The organism is Paraburkholderia caffeinilytica, from assembly GCF_051027425.1.
GTDB classification, from domain to species: Bacteria; Pseudomonadota; Gammaproteobacteria; order Burkholderiales; family Burkholderiaceae; genus Paraburkholderia; species Paraburkholderia caffeinilytica_A.
Map to the genome: position 1 here is coordinate 796,025 of NZ_CP186553.1, position 25,051 is coordinate 821,075.

Here is a 25,051-nt window from a genome sequence, read left to right on the forward strand (position 1 = left end):
TTGAGACCGATCAAGCTGATTCAAGCCGACTGAAGCTGCGACGCGACGCGGATTCATCTAACCCTTAAGGAACACCGGGTGTCCGCACCGAACTTGATTCCCCACATCCGCGGCGCGCTGGCCAATTTGCGGCCCGCCGAGCGCAAAGTTGCCGAGATGGTGCTGAGCGACGTCGACTTTGCGATGCGCGCGAGCATCACCGAACTCGCGCAGCGCGCGGACGTGTCCGAGCCTTCCGTCACGCGCTTCTGCCGCGCGATCGGCGCGCATGGTCTGCGCGACTTCAAGATGCAATTGGCGCAGAGCGTGGCGGGCGGGTTGCCGTATGCGTCGACGGCGGTGGCGCGTGATGACGACGTGCAGACGTTGATGGACAAGGTCGGTGAAGCGGCGGTCGACGGCATCACGCATGCGTGCGGTGCGTTGGATCCGGCGGTGTTTGAGAGCGCGATTGCGGCGTTGTCGAGCGCGGGGCGGGTTTTCTTCTTTGGCGTTGGGTCGGGTTCGGGACTCGTCGCGCAAGATGCGGCTTTACGGTTTTTGCGGCTCGATATCGCGGCTACGGCGTTTACCGACGGTCATTTGCAACGGCTTTACGCGGGGCTGATGGAGCCGGGCGATGTGGCATTTGCGATTTCGCATTCGGGCCGCAGCGTCGAGGTGAACGAAAGCATTCAGATCGCCAAGGAACGGGGCGCGACGACGATCGCGTTGACGAATGTGGGCTCGCGGTTGGCGTGGCTGGTCGATATTCCGCTGCTGCTGCGCGTGCCGAGCCCGATCGACCCGAATACGCCAGGCGTGTCGCGGCTCGTGCATCTGTGCATCATGGATGCGCTGGCTATCGGCGTCGCGTTGAAGGCTGGGCCCAAGACGCTCGAAAAGATGCGGCATGCGAAGGCGAGGTTGTCGTCGCATGAGCCGGAAGCGGCGGGGGATTGACCTCGCACAATGGCCCGCTTCAACAGCCCTGCGACGAACACTTCTTAAACCATCACGCTGCTTGAGGACGCCAGGCGATCATGCCCGCGGTCCGCGCTCGAACTTCCGGCGAGGCTAGACAGGTCGCAACGGCCTCATATCCTGGCGTGCCGGGATAGGACGCGACGAGGGTAGGCGGGCTGTGATTGGCTGGGCACAGAATAATCGATTCATCAGGGCCGATTGCCGCCAGATCCAGGATCGCTGAAGAGCGCGTCATCAGAAACAGCAGACGTCCACCTACTTTGGCGCGTCGGCGGAGATGGATGATCAATGCTTCCTGTGTGGCCTGATCCAGCCCTTGCTCCACCATATCGACGACGAGGGCCGCCGGCCCTTCAGATTCCAATTCGACAAGCAGGGTGATTAAGTCTTCCGATTCCGCTGCGCCTTCTCCGATGAGCCACGCCAGAGTTTGATCAACGCGTGATTTGAGCGCTTCGTCCGCTTCAAGGCGGATGACGGTCTCGGCATGTCCACCGTTGAGCCGCTCAAGGCCGAGGAAAACGGCATTCGGTAGATTCTCGGCCAGGCATTTCGCCAGCCGTGTCTTGCCGCTTCCCAAAGGGCCGATGATGTAGTTCAGCGCTCGGATGTTGCGAAGCTCGAACCGTTCGCCGCCCCAAGGCCAGGGAAGATCGAAGGCCGTGCTGATTCCAGCGGAAGGGTTGAGCAGGCGCGCCAGTTCTCCGTCGGCAGGCACATGACCTCGGGCGAGATCGGACCGAAGTCCCTTGATCTTGGCTATCGTATCCACGAGCTGGCGAATTTCGGCTTCAAGCGTCGCCTCGTGGTTAGCCAAGGCGGGTTCAAGACTCTGAGGGTCGCCTTTCAACACCTGCGCCACTTGCGCGAGGCTGAGGCCAAGCGCGCGCAGGGCTACGATCTCCGCCGCGCGATGCATCTCGTCGGGACCATAGGTGCGATATCCGGAGGCTGTGCGTGCCGGCGTCACCAGGCCTCGCTGTTCGTAGAGTCGCAGCGCCTTGGTCGAGACGCCGAGCTGTCTCGCCGCTTCGGAAGCACTTAGAAATGGAGTGGAACAACGCATGAGTCACCTCCTGGTTTGTTGAGCACTCACATCGTGGAGTTGGCCCTTGGGGCCGAGTCAAGCGGATAGTTACAGGGCGGCATTTCTTTCATCGTTTCGATTACTTGGCTCGCAAAACGATTACAAACGGTCTGTTTTCTCTGAAACCGATTACGAGATGGTGCGCGTCTTGTTGAGATGACTTCGGCTCGCTCAAGCCTTGAGTTGCCGACGGCTTAGCAGTCCGATACCCTGGAAGCCTATCTAACAGATGTCAGTAGCAATTTCCTCTGCGGCTTCAAGACGCCGTCGCCATCCACCCAAACCGCCGCGACAACCTCAGGGTTGCTGCGCGCAAAGTCTGCGCGGGGTCGCCCGTGAGCTCGCTATCGAAGCTGCCGCTTGGCCCCATTACGGCGAGTACGAGGCAGATGCTGCCGGTATGGTCGAGTACCGGCGCGGCCAGCGTGTCGATGCCCGGTACCGGTCGGCTCAATGCCGTATCGATGCCGTCGGCGCGGATTTGCGCGAGCCGCTGTACGTAGGTCTTTGTCAACTGAAGTAGTGGTGGTGCAGCGTCTTTGCGACCCACGGTCGTTGGACTTCCCCCCGCACCTGCAAAAATCTCCCCCGCCTCAGCTCCCGCCAGCCGCAAATGATCCTGCGCCAGCAGACCATGACGCACATCGTCCGCGACATACGCGGCAAACACTCGCCCGATCGCCGTATTCACCAGCGACATCACCGTGCCGACCCGCAAGCTCACATGCAGCGGCCGCGCGGACTCCTCCAGTCGCACGACGGTCGGCCCGAGCGGCCCGAGCACCGCCATCGCGACGCTCATTCCCGTCGACGCCGCCAGTTCGACCACTTCCGGCTCAGCTTCCCGCGTCGGCGATAAACGCTGTAAGCCGATCAACCCAAGCTCAAGCGCCAACGGCCCGGCTTCGAAACAACCGGCAGCATCGCGGCTCAGCAAACCGATTTTGAGCAGACTCACCAGATGCGGAAACGCTTTGGCCGGCGGCATGCCCGCAGCGGCCGCAAGATCGCGCAGGCTCAATGGCCGCGCAGCCGCAACCAGCGCGCCAAGCAACTCGCCTGTGCTATCGAGCGACTGGATACCGCGCTGCGGCTTCGCATCGGCAGAAACGGCAGAAGCAGAAGCGCCGGAGGCAGCGTAAGAGAGGTCGAGAGAGTCGGTCACGATGCGGAAGAAGCTAACAAGGAGGGCGCGGCTGCCAATTCGGCGCTGATGTCATGGGCTGTCGCGAGCAGCGCGCGAGCTGTCGGACCATCGGCGGCAACGTCGATCGCGCCGGTCGAGCCGATCACGGTCAACGCGAGGCACAAGCGGCCGTCTGCATCGAGCACCGGCGCGCTCAAACTGCTGATGCCCGGACTCGGCGCATCCACGCTGCATTCCAACTTGCGCGCACGGATTGCGTCCAAAGTCGCTTCGAACGCGGCACGTTCGTCGGGCGGTGTCATTGCACTATCCATCGAGCCCGACTGATTCGCCCACATCCCATCCAGCGTCTCACTCGGCAGGTAAGCGCAAAACACGCGACCCGTCGACGTCGCCGGTAGCGACATCACCGTGCCCACATGCAGATTCACATGCAGCGGAAAACCCGCATGTTCATAGCGAACGATGGTCGGCCCTTGCGGCCCGGCAATGCAGATCGCGACGCTGAAGCCGATCGCTTCGGCCAAAGCCGCCACGCGCGGCACGGCGGCGCGAAACGCCGGCTGGTTCTCCAGGTGCATCAACCCAAGCCGCAACGACAACGGCCCCGGTTCATAACGACCCGACAGCTCGTCACGTTTAATCAGACCTAAGCGGCTCAGGCTCACCAGATAAGCATGCGCCTGCCCCGGCGCGATCTGTGCGGCGCCGGCGAGATTGGACAAGGCGAGCGGGCTGCGCGCTTGCGCAAGCGCAAGCAACACGCGGCCGCCCACTTCAACGCTCTGAATCCCGCGCTGCGTCTTGCCGCCATCCGCTGTCTCGCTGCCGCCCGCGCCTTTGCCGGCGGTCGATTTCGCTGCTTTGCTCACACCCGCGCTCGTCCGTAAAAAGGGTCCATGTTAGCCGATGCCCTGCCCGAAAGCGGCGTATTCCTGTCCTCATCTTAGGTGCTCTTTGATTTGTGTATAGCGATACATTTCGCTATTGACAAATAAACTGGCCCAGCCATAAGATGCATTCACCCCGACATACCGGTGCAGTCACAGAGTCAAAACGGGGCGAGACAACCCCCAATACAGCCAGCCCGCGCCTCTGAAAACCGAACGCGCAGCCGGCGTCTCGCCTCACGTCCAACTTTTGAGGGAGACAAGCATGGCAAAGGCATTCGCATCCCAGGCCGACCTGGAAGTCAAGAAAGTCACGTGGACCCAGCTATCCGAGAACGCCTACGCCTACACCGCTGAAGGCGATCCGAACTCGGGCGTGATCATCGGCGACGACGGCGTGCTGATCGTCGACACCACCGCTACGCCGGCCATGGCGCAAGACCTCATCGCGAAGATTCGCAGCGTCACCGACAAGCCGATCAAATACGTCGTGCTGTCGCATTACCACGCGGTGCGCGTGCTCGGCGCATCGGCGTATTTCGAAGAAGGCGCGCAACAGGTGATCGCGAGCCGCGGCACGTACGAGATGATCGTCGAGCGCGGCGAGCAGGACATGAAGTCGGAGATTGAACGCTTCCCGCGTCTTTTTGCGGGTGTCGAAACCGTGCCGGGCCTGACGTGGCCGACGCTCGTGTTCGAAAAAGAAATGACGCTGTTCCTCGGCAAGCTCGAAGTGCGCATCGCGCATCTGGGCGCGGGTCATACGAAGGGCGATACGGTGGTGTGGCTGCCGTCGCAGAAGGTGCTGTTCTCGGGCGACCTGGTCGAATACGACGCGGCCTGCTATTGCGGCGATGCGCAGCTCGAACAATGGCCGGCCACGCTTGAAGCGCTGCGCGCGTTGAAGGCCGACAAGCTGGTGCCGGGCCGCGGTCCTGCATTGACCACGCCGGAAGACGTCAACAAGGGCCTCGATTACACGAAAGACTTCGTTACCACGCTGCTGCAACAAGGCCGCGAAGCGGTGGAACAGAAGCTCGACCTGAAGGCTGCAATGGCGCACACGCGCAAGGCCATGGACCCGAAATTCGGCCACGTGTTCATCTATGAACACTGCCTGCCGTTCGACGTCTCGCGTGCCTTCGACGAAGCAAGCGGCATCACGCATCCGCGCATCTGGACCGCGCAGCGCGACAAGGAAATGTGGGACGCGTTGCAAGCCTGATAACTCACAGAAACGCCGGAAAGCGTCAAGCAGAGAAGGGAAGGACGGAGACACAAGATGAGCATCAACTACCAGACGCTGTCGTTCGAATACAAACCGTGCCGCGAACAAAGCGGGCAAAGCGGTGCGGATCAGGAGGCCTATCCCGTGATCGTGGTCGGCGCGGGGCCCGTGGGCCTCGCTACCGCAATCGATATCGCGCAGCAGGGCGTGCCGGTCGTATTGGTGGACGACGATTGTTCGTTGTCCACCGGTTCGCGGGCGATCTGCTTCTCGAAGCGCTCGCTCGATATTTTCGACCGGCTCGGCTGCGGGCAGCGAATGGTGGATAAGGGCATTAGCTGGAATGTCGGCAAGGTGTTCCTGAAAGATGAGCTGGTGTACACGTTCAATCTGCAGCCGGAAGCGGGCCACAACCGGCCCGCGTTCATCAATCTGCAGCAGTACTACGTCGAAGGTTTTCTGCTCGAACGCGCACAGGAGATGCCGAATCTCGAGATCCGCTGGAAGAGCAAAGTGGTTGGCGTGCAGCAGAGCGGCACGCCGGGTACGGCTCAAGCGAGTGTGACGCTGACAGTCGATACACCCAACGGTCAGTACCCGCTACGCGGCCGCTATGTGGTGGCCGCCGACGGCTCGCGCAGTCCAATGCGCAATCTGATGGGACTCGACAGCCACGGCGTCACGTTCAAAGACCGCTTCCTGATCGCCGACGTGAAAATGGAAGCGGAGTTTCCGACCGAGCGCTGGTTCTGGTTCGATCCGCCGTTCCATCCGAATCAATCGGTGCTGTTGCATCGTCAGCCGGACAACGTGTGGCGGATCGATTTTCAGTTGGGCTGGGACGCCGATCCGGTGCTGGAAAAAACGCCGGAGCGAGTGATCCCACGCGTGCGTGCGTTGCTCGGACCGGATGCGAAGTTTGAGCTGGAATGGGTCAGCGTCTATACGTTTTCGTGTTTGCGCATGGATCGTTTCCGGCACGGCAATGTGTTGTTCGCGGGCGATTCCGCCCATGGCGTGTCGCCGTTTGGCGCGCGCGGCGCGAATAGCGGCGTGCAGGACGCGGAAAACCTCGCGTGGAAACTGGCGATGGTGCTCGACGGCAAAGCGTCTGACGGGTTGCTCGACACGTATGCGAGCGAGCGCGAATTCGCTGCCGATGAAAACATTCGCAACTCCACGCGCTCGACCGATTTCATTACGCCGAAGAGTCCGGTTAGCCGCGTGTTCCGCGATGCCGTGCTGAAGCTCGCACGGCGTCATCCGTTTGCGCGGCAGTTGACGAATAGCGGCCGCTTGTCGGTGCCGGCGGTGTTGCGTGATTCTCCGCTGAATACATCGGACAGCGATAGCTTCGAAGGTTTGATGGTGCCGGGCGCAGCGTGTGTCGATGCGCCGGTTCATGCAGCGGGGCAACCGGCGTGGCTGTTGCAGCAACTCGGTCAGCAATTCACGGGTGTGTTGTTCTGCGGCTCGCAAGGAATCGATCAGGCGACGCAAGCTGCGTTGGATGCCTTGCGCAGCGGTTCGATTCCGCTGAAGCTTGTGGTGGTGACGAGTGGCGATGCGCAGGCCGTTGCGGCTGCGGGTGCGATTGTGGTGCACGACGTCGACGGTCTTGCCGCTGCTCGTTATGACGGCAAACCCGGTACGTTCTATCTGATTCGCCCGGACCAGCATGTCTGCGCGCGCATTCGGCAACTCGACGTGAGCTTTGTTGAAGGCGCGTTGAAGCGAGCGTTGTGTGTGGACGGTACGGCCTGAAGTCCGGGCAAACGCAGCGAAGCTGGCACACGCCGAAAACGCGATGAACGCGACAGGTGCGCAATATGCGGCACACGCAGCCTGATCGGCAAACGCGGCACATCGGTAAAAGAAAAAGCAGGAGACAGATATGGCATTGAACACGCAACCCAACCTGGCACGCCCCGACGATTTCTACGAGGCGTTGATCGACATGCATCGCGATCTGGACGATGCGCAGAGTCAGTCAGCCAATGCGCAACTGATCCTGTTGCTCGCCAACCATATCGGCGATCACGCGACGCTGCTCGAAGCGATGCAGCACGCACGCGAAGGCGTGACCGATGTTCCGGGGCAAGGCGCGCAGGCTCGTCCGCTGGCCGCCTGACCACGTGTTAACTTTATTCGCCAGGCCGCTCCCGATCTGACGTCACGCACGGACCACGCTCACGCCCGCAGTCTTCAACGCCTCTGCCAACACGGGGTCGGTCAATTCCTCGACGACTATCGTCTGCGCAAGCGTCAGGTCGCCTATTGCGTAGGCCGATGCTGAATTGAGCTTTTCCATCGACGCCAGGACGACGGTCTCGGCCGACCGCGCAGCCAGTGCGCGTTTCACATAGGCTTCTTCGAGATCGCCCGTACTCAGTCCCGCCGTAGGATGAACACCCGTCACGCCCATGAAGTAAAGATCGGCGTGAATATGCGACATGGCTTCGATGGCCGCAGCGCCAACATTCACGATCGAATGCTTATACAGCTTGCCGCCGATCATGATCACGTCGATTGACGGATGATCGACCAGCGCAACCGCAACCGTCGGGCTATGTGTCACGACGGTCGCCGACAAAGAGTGAGGGATATGCCTCACAAGCTCGGCGGACGTCGTTCCTCCGTCAATGATGACGATCTGGCCCGGCAAGATCATCGACGCGGCAGCGATCCCGATTGCGCGCTTGCCGGACGACTCCAGCGAGCGTCTTTCCGAAAACGGGGCAACGGCCGACGAGGCAGGCAATGCTCCCCCGTGAACCCGTTGCAGCAATCCTTCCGCAGCAAGTTCCCGCAGGTCGCGTCGTATCGTGTCCTCCGAGACGCCGAAGGTTACCGCGAGTGATCCTGCAAGCACTTGCCCGTCTCGGGCCAGCCACTCGAGAATCGTCTGCTTACGTTGAGTCGTCAACATTGGTTGCATGATTTTTCTTGATATTGCACGAATTTGCACGATATCATGAGTGTGCCCATTTCGTAAATTGGAGCGACTCATGATCGCAACGCAAGACCGAGTACGCATCATCGATACGACCGTGCTATCCGACGATTGGTACGTGTTGAAGAAGACGACCTTTGATTTCCTGCGACGCGATGGCACGTGGCAGCGGCAAACCCGGGAGACATACGATCGCGGCAACGGCGCGACGATCCTGCTATTTAATCGAATGAGAAGGACGGTGATATTGACGCGGCAATTCCGGTTGCCCGCGTTCGTTAACGGTCACGACGGGATGATGGTAGAAGCTGCTGCGGGTCTGCTCGATAACGCGTCGCCGGAGGAACGCATCCGCGCCGAGGCAGAGGAGGAAACGGGGTATCGCGTACACGGCGTGCAGAAAATATTCGAGGCGTACATGAGCCCAGGGTCAGTGACCGAGAAGCTCCACTTCTTTGTCGCTGAATATGATGCGACGACGCGCATCGGAGATGGCGGCGGCATTGAAGCCGAGGGGGAAGATCTTGAGGTAATGGAACTGGCGCTGGACGATGCGTTAGCGGCCGTGGATCGTGGCGAAATCGTGGATGGGAAGACCATCATGCTTTTGCAGCATCTTGCGCTGCGTGAGCTGACCTCATCGCGCATGCCTCTACGAACGCGCTAACAATCGGCGCAGGCTGGTCCCTGAGCGCTGCACGCTCGGGTTGAAAGAGCGTCGCCACAAAAAACGGATGTTCATCCATTTCGACAACGCGTACGTCGCCCGCCTCATCGTCTCCGGCAACGCGCAAAGGGCCCGAAACAAGCGACGTTCTGAACTCGGGATTGAGTCCATAGCGACAACGGTAACCCTCCAGTGTTTCGCCGACCCCATAGGCAGTAGCGATGCGAGTACCTGGAAACAGTCGAACCCGATCGACAGTTTCAACCAGCGCGCATTCAAGTGGCGAAATGACTGCACGCGTAGCGTCCGGTGCCGTTTCCGCATGCTCGGCATCGGCCCAGCCGAGCACGTTGCGAGCGTATTCGATGATAGCGTGCTGAAATCCCCCGCATGTACCAAGAAACGGGATTGCTTTCTCGCGGGCATGGCGGATGGCGAGCAGCGCACCTTCCGTGCTTTGATAGGGACTCGCGGGAACACACCAGATTCCATCGAACGAAGAGACACGCGAAACCGAAGTGATTTCGACGGTGGGAATCCATTCAAATTCGACGTCGATCCCTGTCGTCTCCGCCGCCCGCTTCAAAGCAAGGGGAATAGCCTGGTGAGCCGGCACCGAGTGGTGATAGTCGCCGACCAGACCGATGGTCACTTTCTTCTGCATCGCTTTTGCTCTCCTCATTGACCTGCATGTAGCACGCAACTACGGTGTGGTTCGCTGGGATTCGCTACCGTCGGGGATCAGGTGCAACTCCGCGCGAAGCTCGTCGAGTTCGAGACAATGGGTTCTGTCATGGTCCAGAAGCTCGCGCACCAGTTCTTCCAGCGTCATGCGGCGAATGCCGTCGCGCAGACAGCAACGTGTCAGCGCTTCGGGCTTCAGTTTCTCAAGCGACGTGCACAGACGTCGCCGAGCCTTTGCGAAGGCTCGGGCAGCGGCGCGTAAGTCCTGCTCAACGTAATTGCGGCTGTTCGCGAGCGCCGTTCCATCCACCGAATCGATATCGGGAAGATGCGCCGACAGGATGGCTCCGATGCGAGCCGCGAAGATCGCGTCGAGATCCCGAAGGTGGCAAGCATGTTCGACGAGCGCGAACCCCGTACCGGACGGTCGCCGGCGCCACAGCTTCTCGGGCGTGAGGGTGACGAACCCTGCGAGCTTGTCCGGCATCGACGCAAGTTCGCTAATGATGTCGTGCCACGCCAGCCTGATGGGGTTTGGGCTGAATACGGCTCCGTAACTGAACCACGAACCGCCGACGCGTCCGCGCGGCTGGACGACCTCATGGCCGTGCCGTCGCATGACTTCCGCGACCATCGCGCCGCAGAACTGACGAGCCGTTGTGTCCTGCTCGACTTCTGGAAATTTCTGCGCGATCTCGTCAGTGACCGCAGCGATCGCAGCAACGCCGACGCGCGAAAGCGCAGCAAACTCGATGTAGCGCTCGGACTGAACGATCATGGCCTCGAGCTGTTGCCCGAGTGAGGAGGCCCTGAAGCGGTCGAAACGGGAATGCATGCGATCCTTGACTCGGTGTTCGAGTAACGTATCAAAACGATACGTTACGTGGAAAAAGGCGTCAAGTACCTACGCGCGTGATCGTCAGTCAGCGGTGCTCAATATCACTGCGGGCTAACCTTCGTCAAAACCCGAGCGCAGCCCGTCGGCCGCTCCGTTGCGCACCAGAGTCCGCATAAGTACGTGCTAACATGTTGCGATGCAATCGACACGTACGCGAGACCGGCAATGAGCACAATGGGATCGATAAAAGCCGAGTCCGACGAAAGCCAGGGAAAGTCTCTCCGCCTCGTCGCTTATGAAAATTTCACGCGGCAAATCCTGAACGCCAATATCCGGCCTGGGCAATTCGTCTCGCAGCGCGAGTTGATGGTTCTCACGGATATGCCGCTCGGCGCGATTCGTGAAATGGTGCCGCGACTTGAAGCCGAAGGGTTGATCAAGACCGTGCCGAACCGCGGCCTGCAGGTCTGTCATGTCGATCTACGGCTGATCCGCAACGCGTTCCAACTGCGCCTCATGCTGGAGCGCGAGGCAGTGGCGAATTTCACCCGTACGGCTTCCGACGCCGACCTCGACAAGATCGAGCGCGCGCACAAAGATATCGTGCGCCGGGCCCTGGCAAAGAAAATCGACGACCGTCTTCTCAACGACGCGCAAACAGTCGACTGGGGCTTGCACGACATGATGATCGATGCGATGGGCAACGAAATCGTGTCGCAGATTTACCGGGTCAACAGTTTGCGCATCCGGTTGATCCGCCTCGAACACGTGGTCCTGAAGCCCGACGTGGTGGTTCCGACCATGACGGAACATCTCGAACTGATCGCGGCCATCAAGGAGCGTGATGTGGACAAGGCGGTCGATCTGCTCAATACGCACATCGAGAACGCACGGCAACGCTCGATGGGTAACTTCGGCTAGCAGAGCGCGGACCGACCAGACCGACCGGGACGTCCGCGATACCCTCCGTTCTCCTTCCTGCAAATTCTTCTTTGACGCCTCTCCGATTTCTAACTAACATGTCAGTTGGCAGTTGGTGCGTAACTGGATCGCTCCAGGGCGATGTTGACCGGATAGGGCGGACTTGGCGCCGCCAGCGTCTATGACGAGAGGAGACAGTCATGGCTTTTGAAGGGCAGGGCGTGCTGGCGGCGGTGACGACGCCGCTCGATGCGGCGAACCGGGTGGATGTGGCATTGCTGGCGCAGCATTCGGCCGATCTGCTGCGGCGCGGCTTACACGGCATTACGCTGTTCGGCACGACAGGCGAAGGTCCGTCGTTCACCGTGGATGAACGCAGCGCTACCCTCGAGGGACTGCTCGCGCGGGGAATCGAAAGCAGCGAACTGGTGATCGGCACGGGCGCGGCGGCACTCGGCGACGCGATCTCCCTGACGCGGCATGCGCTTGCGCAAGGATGCCGCCGCGTATTGCTACTACCGCCGTTCTTCTTCAAGGGTGTCAGCAGCGCCGGCGTTGCCGAAGCGATCGGACAGGTGATCGACGCGGTCGGCGATTCGCGCTTGCGCGTCATTCTGTACCACATTCCCCAGGTGTCCGGCGTGGGCTTCGACGACGAATCCATCGCGACGCTGCGCCAGCGCTACGGTAGCGTGATCGACGGCATCAAGGACAGTAGCGGGAACCTCGACCATTCGCTCGCGCTGATTCGCAATCATCCGGGCCTGAATGTTTATGTGGGCGCGGAAGATACGATCGGACGCGCACGGGCAGCGGGTGGTGCCGGATCGATCTGCGGACTCGCGAATATCGCGCCGGAGCAGATTCGCGCGTCCTATGACAGTGCACAAGACCCGGACTCCGGCGTGATTACGGAGCTGCTGCGGGCGGTTGAAGGCCAGTCCTTCGTACCGCTTCTCAAGGCGTGGGTGGCCGCTTGCCAGGGCAACGACGGCTGGCGCCGGGTGCGGGCGCCGCTTGTCGCCATTGATGCACATGCTGTGGCCGCGCTGCCGCGCGCACTGCTATCCGGCGCAGCAGTGTGAAATTCGCGCAGTAGCAGGCGTGTGAGGACCAGGAGGAAGACACGATGGATCACGAAATCTGCCTGCCCGAGCAGGCCGACGATATGGCCGGGACGCTGTTCGCCGCGCTGCGCGAGGCCCTCGGCGCAGCCGCCGTGCTAACGGGTGACGACATCCCCGCACGCAACGAACTTGACTGGAGCACGCTCGCACCGCAGCGGCCGCTCGCGGTCCTGCGTCCCGCCGACACGCACGGCGTGGCCGCCGCGATGCGTATCTGCGCGCAGTATCGCGTGCCGGTCGTACCGCAGGGTGGATTGACTGGTCTGTGCGGCGGCGCGCGGCCTATCGAAGGAGCGGTGGCGCTGTCCCTCGAACGCATGGTTGGGATCGAGGAGATCGACCCTGCATCGGCAACCATGACGGTCAAGGCGGGTACGCCATTGCAGAGCGTGCAGCAGGCCGCGGACGACGCCGGTTTCTTAATTCCACTCGATCTCGGCGCGCGCGGCTCATGCGCGATCGGCGGCAATCTGTCGACCAACGCGGGTGGCAATCGGGTGATCCGCTACGGCATGGCGCGTGAAATGGTGCTGGGGCTCGAAGTCGTGCTCCCCGACGGCAACGTGGTCACCAACCTCAACAAGATGCTGAAGAACAATGCGGGCTATGACCTCAAGCATCTGTTCATCGGTAGTGAGGGGACGCTCGGCATCATCACGCGCGTCGTGCTGCGCCTCTCTCCCAAGCCTGGCTGCACAATGGCGGCGCTGTGCGCGGTGGAAAGCTACGACAAGCTGGTCGCGTTGCTGAACGCGGCGCGCCGCGGCTTGGGTCCGCTCCTGTCCGCATTCGAGGTGATGTGGCCGGATTACTGGCGTACGGTCACACAACGCGTGCCCGGCGTGAGCAATCCGCTACCCGGCGAGCATGCCTGCTACGTGCTGATCGAAGCCCAGGGGATGGAGGAGGCGTTCGATACCCCGCGCTTCGAAGCCTGGCTGACGCGCCAGATGGAAGAAGGCGTGCTCGCCGACGCGGCGCTCGCTCAATCGCTTGCAGATGTTCAGGCGTTTTGGGGCGTACGCGATGCCTGCGCTGAATTTCCCCAGGTGCTCGGACCGCACGAGCCGTTCGACATCGGCTTACCGGTCGCGGTGATGGACCAATACGTCAGAGCATGTCTCGCGGCATTGCGCGCACGTTTTGCCGATGCGGTCGCGCTCTTCTACGGACACATCGGCGACGGCAATTTGCACATTGTTGCCTGCGTGCCCGGCGCCACACCGCAGCCGAAAGAAGAGATTACCGCCATTGTCTACGGTCTCGTCCAGCAGTTCGGTGGAACGATTTCAGCCGAACACGGCATCGGCATCACCAAGAAGCCGTGGCTACCCTACACGCGCAGCGAAGCTGAGCTCGCACTGATGCGCCGTTTGAAAACGGCACTAGATCCGGAGAACCTGCTCAATCCCGGCAAAGTGATCTGAATGATCTGAACCACGGCCCACGATGACCGGCACAAGACCGGATGCCGTATCCCGTCAAGGGAACAACAAGGAGACGAAATGGAGACGAACCTGCACCCCGTCAACGGGGACGAAGAGGCGTTGCTGGAACGCGCGATCAGGCGCGCCAAGTGGCGGCTCGTGCCGTTTCTGATCCTGATGTACATGCTGGCCTATCTGGACCGGGCGAACATCGGTTTTGCCCAGCAGGCCTATCAGGCGTCGACCGGTGTGAGCAATGCCGCATTCGCATTCGGCGCCGGCATTTTCTTCATTGCGTACGCGCTCTTCGAGGTGCCCAGCAATCTGATGATGCATCGCGTCGGCGCACGCGTCTGGCTCTCGCGCATCATGGTCACATGGGGGCTGATTTCGGCGACCATGGCGTATGCAAGGAGCGATTCGCTGTTCTCTTTCATCCGCTTCTTTCTGGGTGCGGCGGAGGCGGGGCTGTTCCCCGGTGCGGTTCTCTACATGACGTACTGGTTTCCGGCGCGTGCGCGCGGACAGATCATGGGGCTCTTCTACTTCGGCTCGCCGCTCGCGCTGATGCTGGGCGGTCCGCTGTCGGGCATGCTGCTCGAGCTCGACGGCCTGTTCGGCCTGCATGGCTGGCAATTGATGTTCCTTGTCGAGGGACTGCTGGCGTCGGCGGTGGGCGTGTGGGCTTATTTTTACCTGTGCAACCGTCCCGAAGACGCGAAATGGATGCCGCGCGAAGAAGCGCAAGCGCTCGCGCGCGCCCTCGCCGCCGAGGATCGGCAGAAGCAGCAGACCGGCAAGATGAGCTTCCGTGCCGCGCTAGCCGATCCGAAGCTTCTGCATTTCGCGGTCCTCTACTTCTCGATCCAGATTGCAGGCTATGGCGTGGCGTTTTATCTGCCGACCCAGGTGAGCGCGCTTCTGCATGTCAAAGTAGGTCTGCATGTCGGGCTGATCTCGGCCATTCCATGGGCGTGCGCCATTGTGGCGGGCTCGTTTTATCCCGGCTTCGCGGTACGTACCGGACACCGGCGTGGTTTTGCGGTGCTCTCGGCGCTCTCGATTGCGTGCGGTCTTGCGGTCTCGGCCAACATGGGGCCCGTCGGGGCGATCGTGGCGCTCTGTTTCGTGACGATGGGCATCATGACCGTGCAGCCGATCTTCTGGACGTTCCCAGCGGCTTATCTGGGCGGCACGGCGGCGGCGGGGGGCTTCGCCGTGATCAACGCGGTCGGCAATCTCGGCGGCTTCTTTGCGCCGACCGCGCGTAACGCGGCGGAGGCTTCGTTTCACTCGGCCGCGGCGGGGCTTTATGTGCTCGCGGCGAGCGGCCTTGTGGCGGCGCTTCTGATCGCCATGCTGCGCCCCGCGCAGGCCGATCGCCGGGTGGCAGATTCAGCAGAGCCGTTGCGCGCGGAGATCTGATACACGGTGGCGCGGTCAAAATGAGGCTGCGTTGCTATTCGGCATGCTGAAGGAAGTGACGCGCATCTAAAGATCGAACCGGCTCGAACGTCATATCGGGTAGAGTCGCGCATAGCCCTTTGCGACTGCGCGTCTAACGTCCGAACCTTCACGATGTATTCGATCGAACCTGTTCCTTTGCCGCATGAAGGCCCGTCCGACATTTTCTTGTGGCGGGTCGATTTTGCTTTTGACGCGTCGCTGGACGGCGCTGCCTTTAAGTCGCTTAGCGATGACGAACGCGCGAGAGCCCGCAACTTTCGCCGCCACGAAGACGCGCTTCGTTTTGCATCCGTACGCGTGGTGCTGCGCGAACAACTCGCGCGGCATCTTGGCATGGCGGCGCACGCCATCCGGTTCGCGAGCGATGCAAACCACCGTCCTCATCTTGCCGATTCCACCGCGCTCGACTTCAACGTATCGCATGCGGGCGCACATGGGCTCATCGCCATGTCGCCGAAGCGGCGCGTCGGGGTGGATATCGAACATCACAGCGACAAGTTCGATTGGCATTCGATCGCGGCATTGACGCTCGATGCAAGCGAAGCGGCGTGGATCGAGCGTCTTGACATTGAGCAGCAACTCGCTGCGTTCTACGAGGCATGGGTCGCCAAAGAAGCGCTAGTCAAGACGACAGGTGTAGGCATCACGCGTGGCTTGCAGCATCTGACGGTGCTGCCGCGCGACAACGCCGAGGTGACGTTGCGCAATGAGATTCCAGATGACATGCGCGAGATTGCTGCACGCTGGATCGCGGCGCCGGAAGGCTATTCCGCATGCGTGGCGTGGTCGACGAAGACGTTCGCGGGATGATTGAAGAAGCAATGTTTCGGCAGTGCTACCGCAGTTCTACCGCAGTTCGTTGAGCCTTGCCGGGTTTGCAATGACGGAACTGGATCTTTAACGCGGTCCCGCACACGCGCCGCACTACGCGTTCGATTCACCGAACACACAAGCCTTCGGCCACCCAAACGCATACACATGCGTAACCGGCTGCGCGAGTGCAACCGCCGCACGGATCTTGCCCGACATCGGCAGATCGAGCACGTGCCAGCAACCATGCCCGGCGAGATCGAACGCGCAGGCTGTGGCATCGCTCGACAGCAGATTCTGATCGATATCGACGGGTGCGTAGCGCAACGCGTTGCACAAGCTGTCATAACGCGCACGTTGGCGTGAATCTTCCGATGTGTCGTCGGGAACCGCAACCGGCTGAGGCACCACGACGCTCAAACCGAGCGCCGCCGACGCAATGCCGATTACGATCCAGATGCCACCGTACGCGATATCGATCGTGATGCCTCGGCCGTCGTGCGGATGACGCGCGTGGAGTTTTTCGTTGCCGTCGTCCTGCAAATCGACGGTACGCGGATCGCAGTCGAACAGATTCGCGACGATCCAGCGCGTCACCACGCGTGCGCTGACGAAGCGCTTGCGTAACGCCGAGTTCGGATGAAGCCGTGCACGCTCGCGCTCGACTTTCGACAACCACACCTCGCCTTCCTGCACGGGCACCGGGAGCCATTCGCAGCGGAATCGCCATAGATGCAATTCACCCACGCGTGGCGCGGCGACGCTGCGCGGATAGTGGCGCGTCAGCGGCCGCGAGATGAATTCCGGCGTAGCCGCGCTGACGATGGTATGTGCGGCTCGAGCAGCGTGATCGCTTTGCAAGGTCTGTGCGTTATTCACCGCCTGCGAGTCGATGTTGTCACGCACATGCGACGGCGCAGGATAAGCGAGTTCCAACGGCATACGCTCGGTCCTCAATGCATATACGTGACGCGCCGTGCCTGCACGTCGAGTTCGACACCGGCGTCGAGCAGATCGATGGCGAACCAGCGGATCAGCTTCAACACGCCACTGACGGCCGGCGCCGGCAGCCATTCGTTCAGCATCCGCAACGCGGCGCCGCTGTGCGTTTTTTGCAGCAGCGCGATGGTTTGCAGGATCACGGCTTCGTCTTTGCCGAGATCGCTGGCGCAGCGGCATCGCATGTCGAGCGGACGATAGGACACGTGCATCAGCGAACGCATCAGCAGATCGAAATGTTCGATGCCGTCCTGCCGCAAGCCCACACCGCTCAGGATGTCGCGCCAGTGCACGCCGCTGCGCGCGGTTTCACAAGCCGGCCGCAGCCAGGTGCGCACCGCGCTCAGGACCGTGCGGTCGGGCGCGTCGGCGGTATCCGTGACGTGATCGTCGACCAGTTCGGGGCGGCTATTGTATTGAGAGCGGAAGTTCATCGATGCTCCTGAATGGACACAGTCCAATGAGTCGCGCCGGCCTGATCGGGTGAGGCCACGTCGCAGGCCAGCGCATGTCGCGTGCGACGGATAGGCGATGACGCGATGTTCGCGTCAGGTTCTTGCTTCAAGTTCTGGCCGGCTGCGGCGGCAGCCATTCGCGCACATGTCCGCTGCGTGGCGGCCGCGCCGTCTCTTGCCCGGGGTTTTTGGACGTGCCGACAAAGAGGAATCCAAGCAGCCGCTCGTTCGGCGCGAAGCCCAACGCGTCGTGCAGTTCCGCTGCATAGCTGTCCGGTCCCGTGGACCAGAAACCGCCGTAGCCGAGTGCGTGGATCGCGTTCAGCATGTTCATCGTGGCCGCGCCGACCGACAGCAGTTGTTCGATCTCCGGCACCTTCGGATGGGCCGAGAGTGCCGCACCGAGCGCGATCACGAGCGGCGCGGCGTAAGCCTTCTGCCGCCGATGCGCGTGCGCGGAGCGCGGCTCGCCGGGCGAGCGGGCGCAAGCAAGGTCGACCAGCACATCGCCGAGATGGCCGCGTGCGTCGCCGCGGATCGTGACGAAGCGCCACGGCCGCAGATTGCCGTGATCGGGCGCGCGCAAGGCGGCGTCGAAGATCAGATCGAGTTCGGCATCGGCCGGACCCGGTTCGGTGAGCGGCCATTGAGACTGGCGCGACAACAGCACGTCAAACGCGGCCGGAGCCTTGGACCTCGGGGCGGTGGCCGGCGCCGCCGCTGCTATAGGTTCGCTTTCGGTTTCAAGACGGCTGATGTCTAGCGTGCTCATGATTTCAGTGTTCGGCTAAGGGTATGGGCTTTATGATGAGCTAATTTGCACGTAAATGCAAATCATTCTCATTTAGAAAATGAATTGGACAGAGCATTACATCGCGGGGTGGCATGGGCTGCGAGCGGTCAGGAGGCCTTGCGGCCGAGCATCGGGCGTCTAATCCGCAACTAACGGTCAGCGACTCGGGGCGCCCCCAGATATGATGACGAAGTGCCACAGCCAGCCTGCCGCATCCTTGTCTACCCACGCTAGCCAATGCCGACAAAATCTCTCGACGCCGCATCGACCGCCCATTCCGCCGAAGCGGCGCAGCGCCTGCCCGCCTTGTTGCTGGCCGCCGGCCTGTCGTTAGGCAGTGCGATCGCGCTGGGCTTTGCCCGCTTCGCGTACGCATTGCTGTTGCCGTCGATGAAACTCGACCTCGGCTGGAGCTTCGCTCAAGCCGGCGCGATGAATACCGCCAACGCGCTTGGCTATTTGCTGGGCGCGCTCGCCTTTCCGCGGCTCGCGCGCCGCTGGTCAACCGGTGCGTTGTTCGGCGCCGGCTGCGTCGCCACGGCGCTTCTGATGGCCATCAGCGGCCTGCTTGCCGACACGCATTCACTACTCGCGCTGCGTGTGATCACCGGTATGAGCAGCGCGGCGATCTTTATCAGCGGCGGCGTGCTGGCGGCGCGGCTTGCATCGGCGAGACCGCACGATGCCGGGCTTGTTCTCGGCTTGTACTACGGTGGGACCGGATGGGGCATCGTCGCTTCGTCGGTACTGGTGCCGCTGACGATTTTCAACGTCCCGCATGGCTGGCAATTTGCGTGGTTCGCACTGGCCGTTGCGTGCGCCGTGTTCTCCGCGATCGCGATTAGCGCCGCGAGGAAAATCGAAAGCGTGCACGCGAGCGGGTCTTCGGCCGCGCGAGCATCCGATGCCGCCGACGCGCCGCGCTGGCCGCGTTTCAGCCCCGCGTTGGCAGGCTATGGATTGTTCGGTGTCGGCTATATCGGCTACATGACGTTCATCGTCGCGCTGTTGCGCAACGCGGGCATGAGCGCGGTGGTGGTGACGGGCTTCTATCTGCTGCTCGGCGTGGCGACGGTGGTATCCGCGCGCTTGTGGTCCGGTTTGCTCGATCGCATGCGTGGCGGCCACGCGCTCGCGATACTCAACGCCTTGCTCGCGGTGGCGACGCTGTTGCCCGCGTTGTTCACGCAACCATGGGTGGCGTTCGTCTCCGGCGTGCTGTTCGGCGCGACGTTTCTTTCGGCCGTTGCGTCGACCACGGCTTTCGTGCGCCACAATCTGCCGGTGAGTCACTGGGCCAAGGGCATCAGCGCATTCACGATCGTGTTTGCGTTCGGACAGATCGTCGGACCGATGGTGATCGGCTGGGTTTCGGATGGCGCCGGCCTCGCGCGCGGGCTGGTGTATTCCGCGTTGCTGCTAGCAGCCGGCGCAGTGCTGGCGGTTTGCCAGAAGCCGTTACGCGGAGTCTGAGCCCTAAATCTGCACCGACGGAATGCTCTTCATACACCGCAGCGCAAACATCGAACGGCTGTGACGGATGCCGGCAATCTTGTAGAGCTTCTCGCGTAGAAACCGCTCGTAACCGGCCGTACCGTCGACCGCCACCTTCACCAGATAGTCGTAGTCGCCCGACACCAGGTACGCTTCCAGCACCTCAGTCAACGTTGCCAGCTCGGCGCCGAAGCGGGCGAGGGCGTCGTCGTCGTGACGGTTGAGCGTGACCTCGAGCAGCACGACGTCGGCGAAGCCGAGCTTCTGCTGATCGAGCAACGCAACGTAGCCGCGGATATATCCCTCGGTCTCCAACTGACGCGTGCGATTCCAGCACGCAGTGGTCGACATGCCGACCAGTTCGGCGAGCTCCGCATTGCTCAGGCGCGCGTTCTTCTGCAACTCGCGCATGATCTTCCGATCCTGATTGTCCAGTGAGCGATTTCGGGTGGTCATGGTATTCTCGGAAGCTTGTTCGGATAAATGTCATTCTAACGGAAGATCGTCCTGTATCAGGTAGATGGATGCATTGCTTTAAGAAGCCTATCCAGCCTGCGCCTGGGTATATTTTCAGGGTGCATTCATGCCCGGGACAACCGTCCGGGCCGCCGGCCTCGAGCCTGCGGTTCCGCGCGGCCACAAGCTGCCACCCGGTGTCTCGCTGCCTTCTTCACAGGAGGGCACCCCGCGGGCGAATTCCGGCGTTACCAGCGCCGGAATGAGTGCCCGCCGGGCATGGACGCATTTTCCTCTTTCAACTGTGTTTGTTCGTCGCTCGGACCGCGCTTTGCACCGCGACATTGCGATAGACGTCGCGACAGAATTGCATGCCGCCTTCATGCGTGCCGTTGACGGCCGCCGCAATCTGCACAGCGCTTCCAACACGTTCAGGCACCGGCGGATTGACGAGAGCCGCGTCGATGGCAAGTGGATCGGTTGACGAAGCCCGCATGATGCCGATGCCTTTGATCGTCACCGCGAGACAGGGATCGGGCACTTGTGGACCATGAGTGGCCGCGACGTTGAAGTTGATGTTCAGCGTCCAGAAGCCCTTATGAATGTTCTGATGAATGATCACTGCCTTCACCACGTCCTGATGCGACAGTGTGTATTCGTTGTTTGCCATTGGTCCCTCCTTGCTCGTACGCAGTCTGTGCGTGCGCGTGCAGATATGGCATTTTTGCGCGGGCGACGGGACCTAGTTTTACGCACCGTTTTGTACAGCGCAAGTGAAAACACACGCGCGGCGACGCGTGGTTTTGCGTTGACGCGTGGAGGGCGCACTCAGGGTGCGAGCATCTCGGGAGACGCGGCCGCTGAGACAGCCAGCGCCGCGCGGAATGACCTTCAGGTGAACTGTTTATGTTGCAAACGATTAGTGGAAAATGAGGTACAGGATAACCAGTACGATCACCGGGACGCCAAGAAGCCAGCCGAGAAGATAAGGCATGATGTGATCTCCATTCGCATTGAAGTTTGAATCCGAAGGTGTCTCAGCATCCGGCGTGCCTAACGGTATTCGTGTGCTCTCCGAAATGAGATCGACGGCATGGGGGTCATGCTCAAAGGCGGTCAAATGGGTGGCGCCGATCTGGTTCTAACTGCTGACCGAGTGCTTTAATCCGGCTACATCACGCCCGCGATGACCAGCACGATCACCACGATGCCAATGCCACTCGCCGGCGCGTAACCTATGAACGGCTATGCGGCCACGTCGGAAACGCGCCGATGAGGAGAAGGATCAGCACAATCAGAGGAATGGTTCCCAACATATTCATTACCTCCGCCTGGGTTGTTAGGACCGTCCTGTCACGACAGCCCTCCAGCACGCAGTTAGGCACGCTTGCGAAAAGGCAGTATCGATGCCTTGATTCAGCAAGCCATATGCCCAACGCGAAAATCGCCGCGTGCAGTGTTTCAAACGACTGTTGATTTTCAGCGCTCGTGCAACGCGTACTGCTTCAACGGTCGACAGGCCAGTGATTTAACTCACATCCCAAGATCTTTCTCATCGCGTAGAAATACCGCTTCCCCTCTTCTTTCTTCATACCTTTGTCGTGTCACGTAACGCCCTGTTTCCGTCACTTGATTGATGGGGACCGTTACGGGCGGCGTTACGTAACGAGCGCGTTACCGGACACGATTTCGAGCTTTTTCTGTGGACGTCCTCAAGGCAGAGCGTCAGCGGAAAACGCATATGGGACAAGGGCTTGCCTCATACATCCTGACCAATTGTGAAAGAAATCTAACGATTGGCATGCTTGCTGCTTTAAAGGTTGCGCGGTGCACAACACAGACAAGACAAGCAGCAAGTGGTTGTGAAGTTCGAGTCAACGGCTGACCTGGTCGGGGGTTATCAGGTTGGTTTCTTCAGCGCACAAGCGGCGTGATCTTTTGTTTGGATTTCGTCGTGGCGGCGTTTTGCCTGAGTACTCAAGTTATGCGGGTACGAGCGGCATGCAGTCAATCTCCCATTGTTGTTCAGCAACGTCCCGTCGTTTGGTTTCGCGCTGGACGAGTGAATTCAAAGTGGTTTGCATTGCGCGCTTCTTCGCGTGCTGGGGTGGTTTGTTGTCGCGAAGAGCGTGGTAGCAGAGCCTGAGAGACATGAGCTGTCGACGAGAACACAAGTTCGGCAGCCTGACAAGAACGTTTGGCGCGAGAGACCAGCGCGGGGATAAGAATGGATACGGCGAATTTTGCGCATCAAAGAAGAACGATACCGGGGTTGCAAAGCCTGATCGCGCGCCTGCTCGATGTGATGCTTGTCGTCCTCGGAGCGGGGGCCGCATCGCAAGTGCGATTTGAAGATCTCACGCAGAGCCGTATCGATACCGCATTCGTCGCATTTGCCGCGGCTTTTACCCTGGTTCTGTTCCCCGTATTCGGCGTCTATGGCTCATGGCGTGGCCGGGCACGGTTGCGCATGGCCGGTCAGGTGTCGCTGGCGTGGCTCGTGGTTCAAAGCTGTGGCCTGGTGCTGATGTTCTCCTTGCATCGCACGGATTTCATCTCGCGTCTCTGGTTTGCCTATTGGATGGCAATCACGGGCGGCGCGCTGATCGTGTCGCGTCTGATTGTGCACGCCGTGCTTGCGCGCGTCCGGCATGCAGGGATGAATCTTCGCCGCGTTGCGGTTGTGGGATGTGGGTCGCATTGTCACCAGGTCGTGCGCAATATCGAAGGTTCGACGACTAGCGGATTTCGCGCAGTGGCGGCCTTTGATGTGCGACCGGTGTTGGGGACGATAGGTTCAGGTGTGCCGGTGTACGACGACATTGCCAAGTTCGCCGCCTATGTGAGATCGCACGATGTACAGGAGCTGTGGCTCGCGTTGCCGCTCTCCGAGGAACGCACGCTGTCGCGCTTCGTGGCTGAGTTTCGCGATGATCTCATCAACGTGCGCTTCGTGCCCGATATGCGCAGCGTTGCATTGTTCGATAGCGGCATGATCGACCTGATCGGTATGCCCGCGATCAACCTGGTTGCGTCGCCGGTGCCGGCTCGCGCGTTGGTGAAGAAAGAAATTTTTGATCGTACGTTCGCCGCTTGCGCGCTGCTTGCGCTTGCTCCGTTGTTGATTGCAATTGCAGTTGCCGTAAAGCTCTCTTCGCGTGGGCCTGTATTTTTCACGCAGAAGCGCAAGGGCGCGGATGGACGCATCTTCAAGATCTACAAGTTCCGCTCGATGCGTCCTCATGACGTAGAAGCGGGACTCGTGAAACAGGCCACGCGCGGCGATCCACGTGTTACGCGAGTGGGTGCGTTTCTCAGGCGTACCAGCCTGGACGAGTTGCCGCAGTTCTTCAATGTACTGCGCGGCGATATGTCGGTGGTGGGGCCACGGCCTCATGCGATTGAACACGACGAGCTTTATCAGAAAGTAGTGAACGGCTATATCCACCGGTACCGGATCAAGCCGGGGATCACGGGATGGGCGCAGGTCAACGGATTCAGAGGGGAGACGGATCAGATCGAAAAGATGCAAGGGCGCGTCGAACACGATTTGTACTACCTGCGTAATTGGTCGTTCGGGCTCGACATGCGGATTGTTATGGCGACGGTCTTCAAAGGTTTGAGTCATGCGAATGCTTATTGAAAACATGACAGCTACATGGATTGGATAAGCGCGTGATGCTCGAAACAATACTGATGGTTTGCGAAGCCAACATGTGCCGGAGCCCCATGGCAGAGCTCATTCTGGCGAGCAGATTGCCGCGTAAAACCATCATGTCGGCGGGTATGTGCGCGCTGCCCGGGCGTCAAGCTGACCGCGCCACTGTGCAATTGATGCATGAGCGCGGCTACGACCTTAGTACGCATGTGACGACGTTGTTGACGTTGGCCCACGCAAAAGCAGCGCACCTGATTCTGACCATGACACTGGACCAGCGCGGCCGGATCGAGCGTGCTTATCCCTTCACTCGGGGCAAGGTGTACCGGCTTGGCGAGCACGACGATTTCGATGTCGTAGACCCTTATCTTCGGCCGCGAGCCGTTTATGAAGAATCGCTCGCACAGATCGAAGCCGGGATCGGCAACTGGATTCCAGGGATACGCAAATGCGGCTAGACAGAACGGGAATTCAACGCGGCGTAAGGGGGGCGCATGTGCGTGCGGCCATCCTTCTGCTCGCAGCGGTCACGGTGCCGTCCGCTAACGCGCAGTCGTCGTATGTTCCTGGTCGCAATGAAAAGACAGCAAGCAGCAGCGGACTTAAGGGATCGAAGTTGAAGGTGCCCGCCGCGGAAATGAAGTTACTGGGTGCGCCGTCCGATCTGAATCGTCGGTATCTCGAGCAATTGGGCGGCCCGGCCGACGATTCCGCGACGCCGGCGCTGTCGCTGACGGACGAACCCGCTACGCCAACTGAAGCGTTGCTGGCGCAAGGAACGGTGTCGGATGCCAGGTCGGGTACGTCAAGCAGGACTTCGGCAGTTCATACGTTGCCGTCGACAAGCAGCACGGCGCTAACGAATGCGGATCTGGCATCGCGCGGTGTCGTGACGAATCCCTATATGTCGCCGGACGCCGGTGCGACGGTATATCGGTCGCCCTGGTGATCGAAAGGTGTGTGGGGAGCGTTGCCAATGTTGTC

General features: G+C 60.9%; 25 protein-coding genes and 1 pseudogene. 14 read left to right on the top strand and 12 right to left on the bottom strand.

The genetic code is table 11. The features are described 5' to 3' along the window. Positions 1-78 precede the first annotated feature (78 nt). Positions 79-942: a MurR/RpiR family transcriptional regulator gene (locus tag ACOSV0_RS24135; RefSeq protein WP_434114387.1), complete on the top strand. Its 864-nt coding sequence runs from the start codon at positions 79-81 to the stop codon at positions 940-942. Positions 943-994: 52 nt separating this feature from the next. On the opposite strand, the gene ACOSV0_RS24140 is transcribed toward ACOSV0_RS24135, so the two are convergent. The 3 genes from ACOSV0_RS24140 to ACOSV0_RS24150 all read right to left on the bottom strand — a co-directional run bounded on the left by ACOSV0_RS24140 (position 995) and on the right by ACOSV0_RS24150 (position 4,072). Continuing rightward, positions 995-2,032, bottom strand: coding sequence for a MerR family transcriptional regulator (locus ACOSV0_RS24140; protein WP_434114389.1), 1,038 nt, complete (start codon positions 2,030-2,032; stop codon positions 995-997). Positions 2,033-2,309: 277 nt separating this feature from the next. Beyond that, a complete protein-coding gene (locus tag ACOSV0_RS24145) occupies positions 2,310-3,218 on the bottom strand; it encodes an IclR family transcriptional regulator (protein WP_434114391.1) in 909 nt (302 codons plus the stop codon). Continuing rightward, positions 3,215-4,072, bottom strand: a complete 858-nt coding sequence (locus ACOSV0_RS24150) for an IclR family transcriptional regulator (RefSeq protein WP_434114393.1) — start codon at positions 4,070-4,072, stop codon at positions 3,215-3,217. The genes ACOSV0_RS24145 and ACOSV0_RS24150 overlap by 4 nt, the downstream gene beginning before the upstream one ends. Positions 4,073-4,355: 283 nt before the next feature. Between ACOSV0_RS24150 and ACOSV0_RS24155 the strand changes: the two genes are divergently transcribed. From ACOSV0_RS24155 to ACOSV0_RS24165, 3 genes are all read left to right on the top strand, one after another. After that, positions 4,356-5,315: an MBL fold metallo-hydrolase gene (locus tag ACOSV0_RS24155; RefSeq protein ID WP_434114395.1), complete on the top strand. Its 960-nt coding sequence runs from the start codon at positions 4,356-4,358 to the stop codon at positions 5,313-5,315. Positions 5,316-5,372: 57 nt separating this feature from the next. After that, positions 5,373-7,082, top strand: coding sequence for an FAD-dependent oxidoreductase (locus ACOSV0_RS24160; RefSeq protein WP_434114397.1), 1,710 nt, complete (start codon positions 5,373-5,375; stop codon positions 7,080-7,082). Positions 7,083-7,212: 130 nt separating this feature from the next. Continuing rightward, positions 7,213-7,449, top strand: a complete 237-nt coding sequence (locus ACOSV0_RS24165; protein ID WP_434114399.1) for a DUF2783 domain-containing protein — start codon at positions 7,213-7,215, stop codon at positions 7,447-7,449. A gap of 42 nt (positions 7,450-7,491) precedes the next feature. On the opposite strand, the gene ACOSV0_RS24170 is transcribed toward ACOSV0_RS24165, so the two are convergent. Further along, positions 7,492-8,247 (bottom strand): DeoR/GlpR family DNA-binding transcription regulator, encoded by a 756-nt coding sequence (locus ACOSV0_RS24170; protein WP_434116108.1) that lies wholly within the window; start codon positions 8,245-8,247, stop codon positions 7,492-7,494. A gap of 79 nt (positions 8,248-8,326) precedes the next feature. On the opposite strand from ACOSV0_RS24170, the gene ACOSV0_RS24175 reads away from it, so the two are divergent. Then, on the top strand, positions 8,327-8,938 hold the full coding sequence (locus tag ACOSV0_RS24175; protein WP_434114401.1) for an NUDIX domain-containing protein: 612 nt from the start codon (positions 8,327-8,329) through the stop codon (positions 8,936-8,938). Here ACOSV0_RS24175 and ACOSV0_RS24180 read toward each other — a convergent pair. Continuing rightward, positions 8,871-9,602 carry a CTP synthase C-terminal region-related (seleno)protein gene (locus tag ACOSV0_RS24180; protein WP_434114403.1) on the bottom strand — a complete coding sequence of 244 codons (732 nt, stop codon included), beginning with the start codon at positions 9,600-9,602 and terminating at the stop codon, positions 8,871-8,873. The two genes, ACOSV0_RS24175 and ACOSV0_RS24180, sit on opposite strands and share 68 nt — an antisense overlap. A 39-nt stretch (positions 9,603-9,641) precedes the next feature. Further along, positions 9,642-10,457, bottom strand: a complete 816-nt coding sequence (locus tag ACOSV0_RS24185) for a DinB family protein (protein ID WP_434114405.1) — start codon at positions 10,455-10,457, stop codon at positions 9,642-9,644. Between the two features lie 228 nt (positions 10,458-10,685). Here ACOSV0_RS24185 and ACOSV0_RS24190 point away from each other — a divergent pair, with 228 nt between their 5' ends. From ACOSV0_RS24190 to ACOSV0_RS24210, 5 genes are all read left to right on the top strand, one after another. Further along, positions 10,686-11,381: a GntR family transcriptional regulator gene (locus tag ACOSV0_RS24190; RefSeq protein ID WP_434114407.1), complete on the top strand. Its 696-nt coding sequence runs from the start codon at positions 10,686-10,688 to the stop codon at positions 11,379-11,381. Between the two features lie 200 nt (positions 11,382-11,581). After that, positions 11,582-12,466, top strand: coding sequence for a dihydrodipicolinate synthase family protein (locus tag ACOSV0_RS24195; protein ID WP_434114408.1), 885 nt, complete (start codon positions 11,582-11,584; stop codon positions 12,464-12,466). Positions 12,467-12,510: 44 nt separating this feature from the next. Next, complete coding sequence (locus ACOSV0_RS24200; protein WP_434114410.1) at positions 12,511-13,935, top strand: FAD-binding oxidoreductase; 1,425 nt, start codon at positions 12,511-12,513, stop codon at positions 13,933-13,935. Between the two features lie 78 nt (positions 13,936-14,013). Then, the gene (locus ACOSV0_RS24205) at positions 14,014-15,360 is read left to right on the top strand and encodes an MFS transporter (protein ID WP_434114412.1); all 1,347 of its coding nucleotides are present in this window, start codon (positions 14,014-14,016) and stop codon (positions 15,358-15,360) included. A 153-nt stretch (positions 15,361-15,513) separates the two neighbouring features. Then, positions 15,514-16,212: a 4'-phosphopantetheinyl transferase family protein gene (locus ACOSV0_RS24210; RefSeq protein ID WP_434114413.1), complete on the top strand. Its 699-nt coding sequence runs from the start codon at positions 15,514-15,516 to the stop codon at positions 16,210-16,212. A 114-nt stretch (positions 16,213-16,326) separates the two neighbouring features. On the opposite strand, the gene ACOSV0_RS24215 is transcribed toward ACOSV0_RS24210, so the two are convergent. The 3 genes from ACOSV0_RS24215 to ACOSV0_RS24225 all read right to left on the bottom strand — a co-directional run bounded on the left by ACOSV0_RS24215 (position 16,327) and on the right by ACOSV0_RS24225 (position 18,438). Next, positions 16,327-17,154 carry a hypothetical protein gene (locus ACOSV0_RS24215; protein WP_434114415.1) on the bottom strand — a complete coding sequence of 276 codons (828 nt, stop codon included), beginning with the start codon at positions 17,152-17,154 and terminating at the stop codon, positions 16,327-16,329. 11 nt (positions 17,155-17,165) lie between these two features. Then, positions 17,166-17,645, bottom strand: coding sequence for a hypothetical protein (locus ACOSV0_RS24220; RefSeq protein ID WP_434114417.1), 480 nt, complete (start codon positions 17,643-17,645; stop codon positions 17,166-17,168). A 127-nt stretch (positions 17,646-17,772) separates the two neighbouring features. Next, positions 17,773-18,438 carry a nitroreductase family protein gene (locus tag ACOSV0_RS24225; protein ID WP_434114418.1) on the bottom strand — a complete coding sequence of 222 codons (666 nt, stop codon included), beginning with the start codon at positions 18,436-18,438 and terminating at the stop codon, positions 17,773-17,775. A 258-nt stretch (positions 18,439-18,696) separates the two neighbouring features. Here ACOSV0_RS24225 and ACOSV0_RS24230 point away from each other — a divergent pair, with 258 nt between their 5' ends. After that, a complete protein-coding gene (locus tag ACOSV0_RS24230) occupies positions 18,697-19,932 on the top strand; it encodes a YbfB/YjiJ family MFS transporter (RefSeq protein WP_434114420.1) in 1,236 nt (411 codons plus the stop codon). A 3-nt stretch (positions 19,933-19,935) separates the two neighbouring features. On the opposite strand, the gene ACOSV0_RS24235 is transcribed toward ACOSV0_RS24230, so the two are convergent. From ACOSV0_RS24235 to ACOSV0_RS24245, 3 genes and pseudogenes are all read right to left on the bottom strand, one after another. After that, a complete protein-coding gene (locus ACOSV0_RS24235) occupies positions 19,936-20,409 on the bottom strand; it encodes an Lrp/AsnC family transcriptional regulator (RefSeq protein ID WP_434114422.1) in 474 nt (157 codons plus the stop codon). Positions 20,410-20,707: 298 nt separating this feature from the next. Further along, on the bottom strand, positions 20,708-21,079 hold the full coding sequence (locus ACOSV0_RS24240; RefSeq protein WP_434114424.1) for a hypothetical protein: 372 nt from the start codon (positions 21,077-21,079) through the stop codon (positions 20,708-20,710). Between the two features lie 500 nt (positions 21,080-21,579). Beyond that, positions 21,580-21,725 (bottom strand): annotated as a pseudogene (locus tag ACOSV0_RS24245) (DUF3309 family protein). 947 nt (positions 21,726-22,672) lie between these two features. Here ACOSV0_RS24245 and ACOSV0_RS24250 point away from each other — a divergent pair. The 3 genes from ACOSV0_RS24250 to ACOSV0_RS24260 are packed head-to-tail and all read left to right on the top strand — an operon-like array spanning position 22,673 to position 25,016. Beyond that, complete coding sequence (locus ACOSV0_RS24250; protein ID WP_434116110.1) at positions 22,673-24,052, top strand: undecaprenyl-phosphate glucose phosphotransferase; 1,380 nt, start codon at positions 22,673-22,675, stop codon at positions 24,050-24,052. 35 nt (positions 24,053-24,087) lie between these two features. After that, positions 24,088-24,525 carry a low molecular weight phosphotyrosine protein phosphatase gene (locus ACOSV0_RS24255; RefSeq protein WP_434116111.1) on the top strand — a complete coding sequence of 146 codons (438 nt, stop codon included), beginning with the start codon at positions 24,088-24,090 and terminating at the stop codon, positions 24,523-24,525. Continuing rightward, positions 24,516-25,016 carry a hypothetical protein gene (locus ACOSV0_RS24260; RefSeq protein WP_434114425.1) on the top strand — a complete coding sequence of 167 codons (501 nt, stop codon included), beginning with the start codon at positions 24,516-24,518 and terminating at the stop codon, positions 25,014-25,016. The genes ACOSV0_RS24255 and ACOSV0_RS24260 overlap by 10 nt, the downstream gene beginning before the upstream one ends. Positions 25,017-25,051 lie beyond the last annotated feature (35 nt).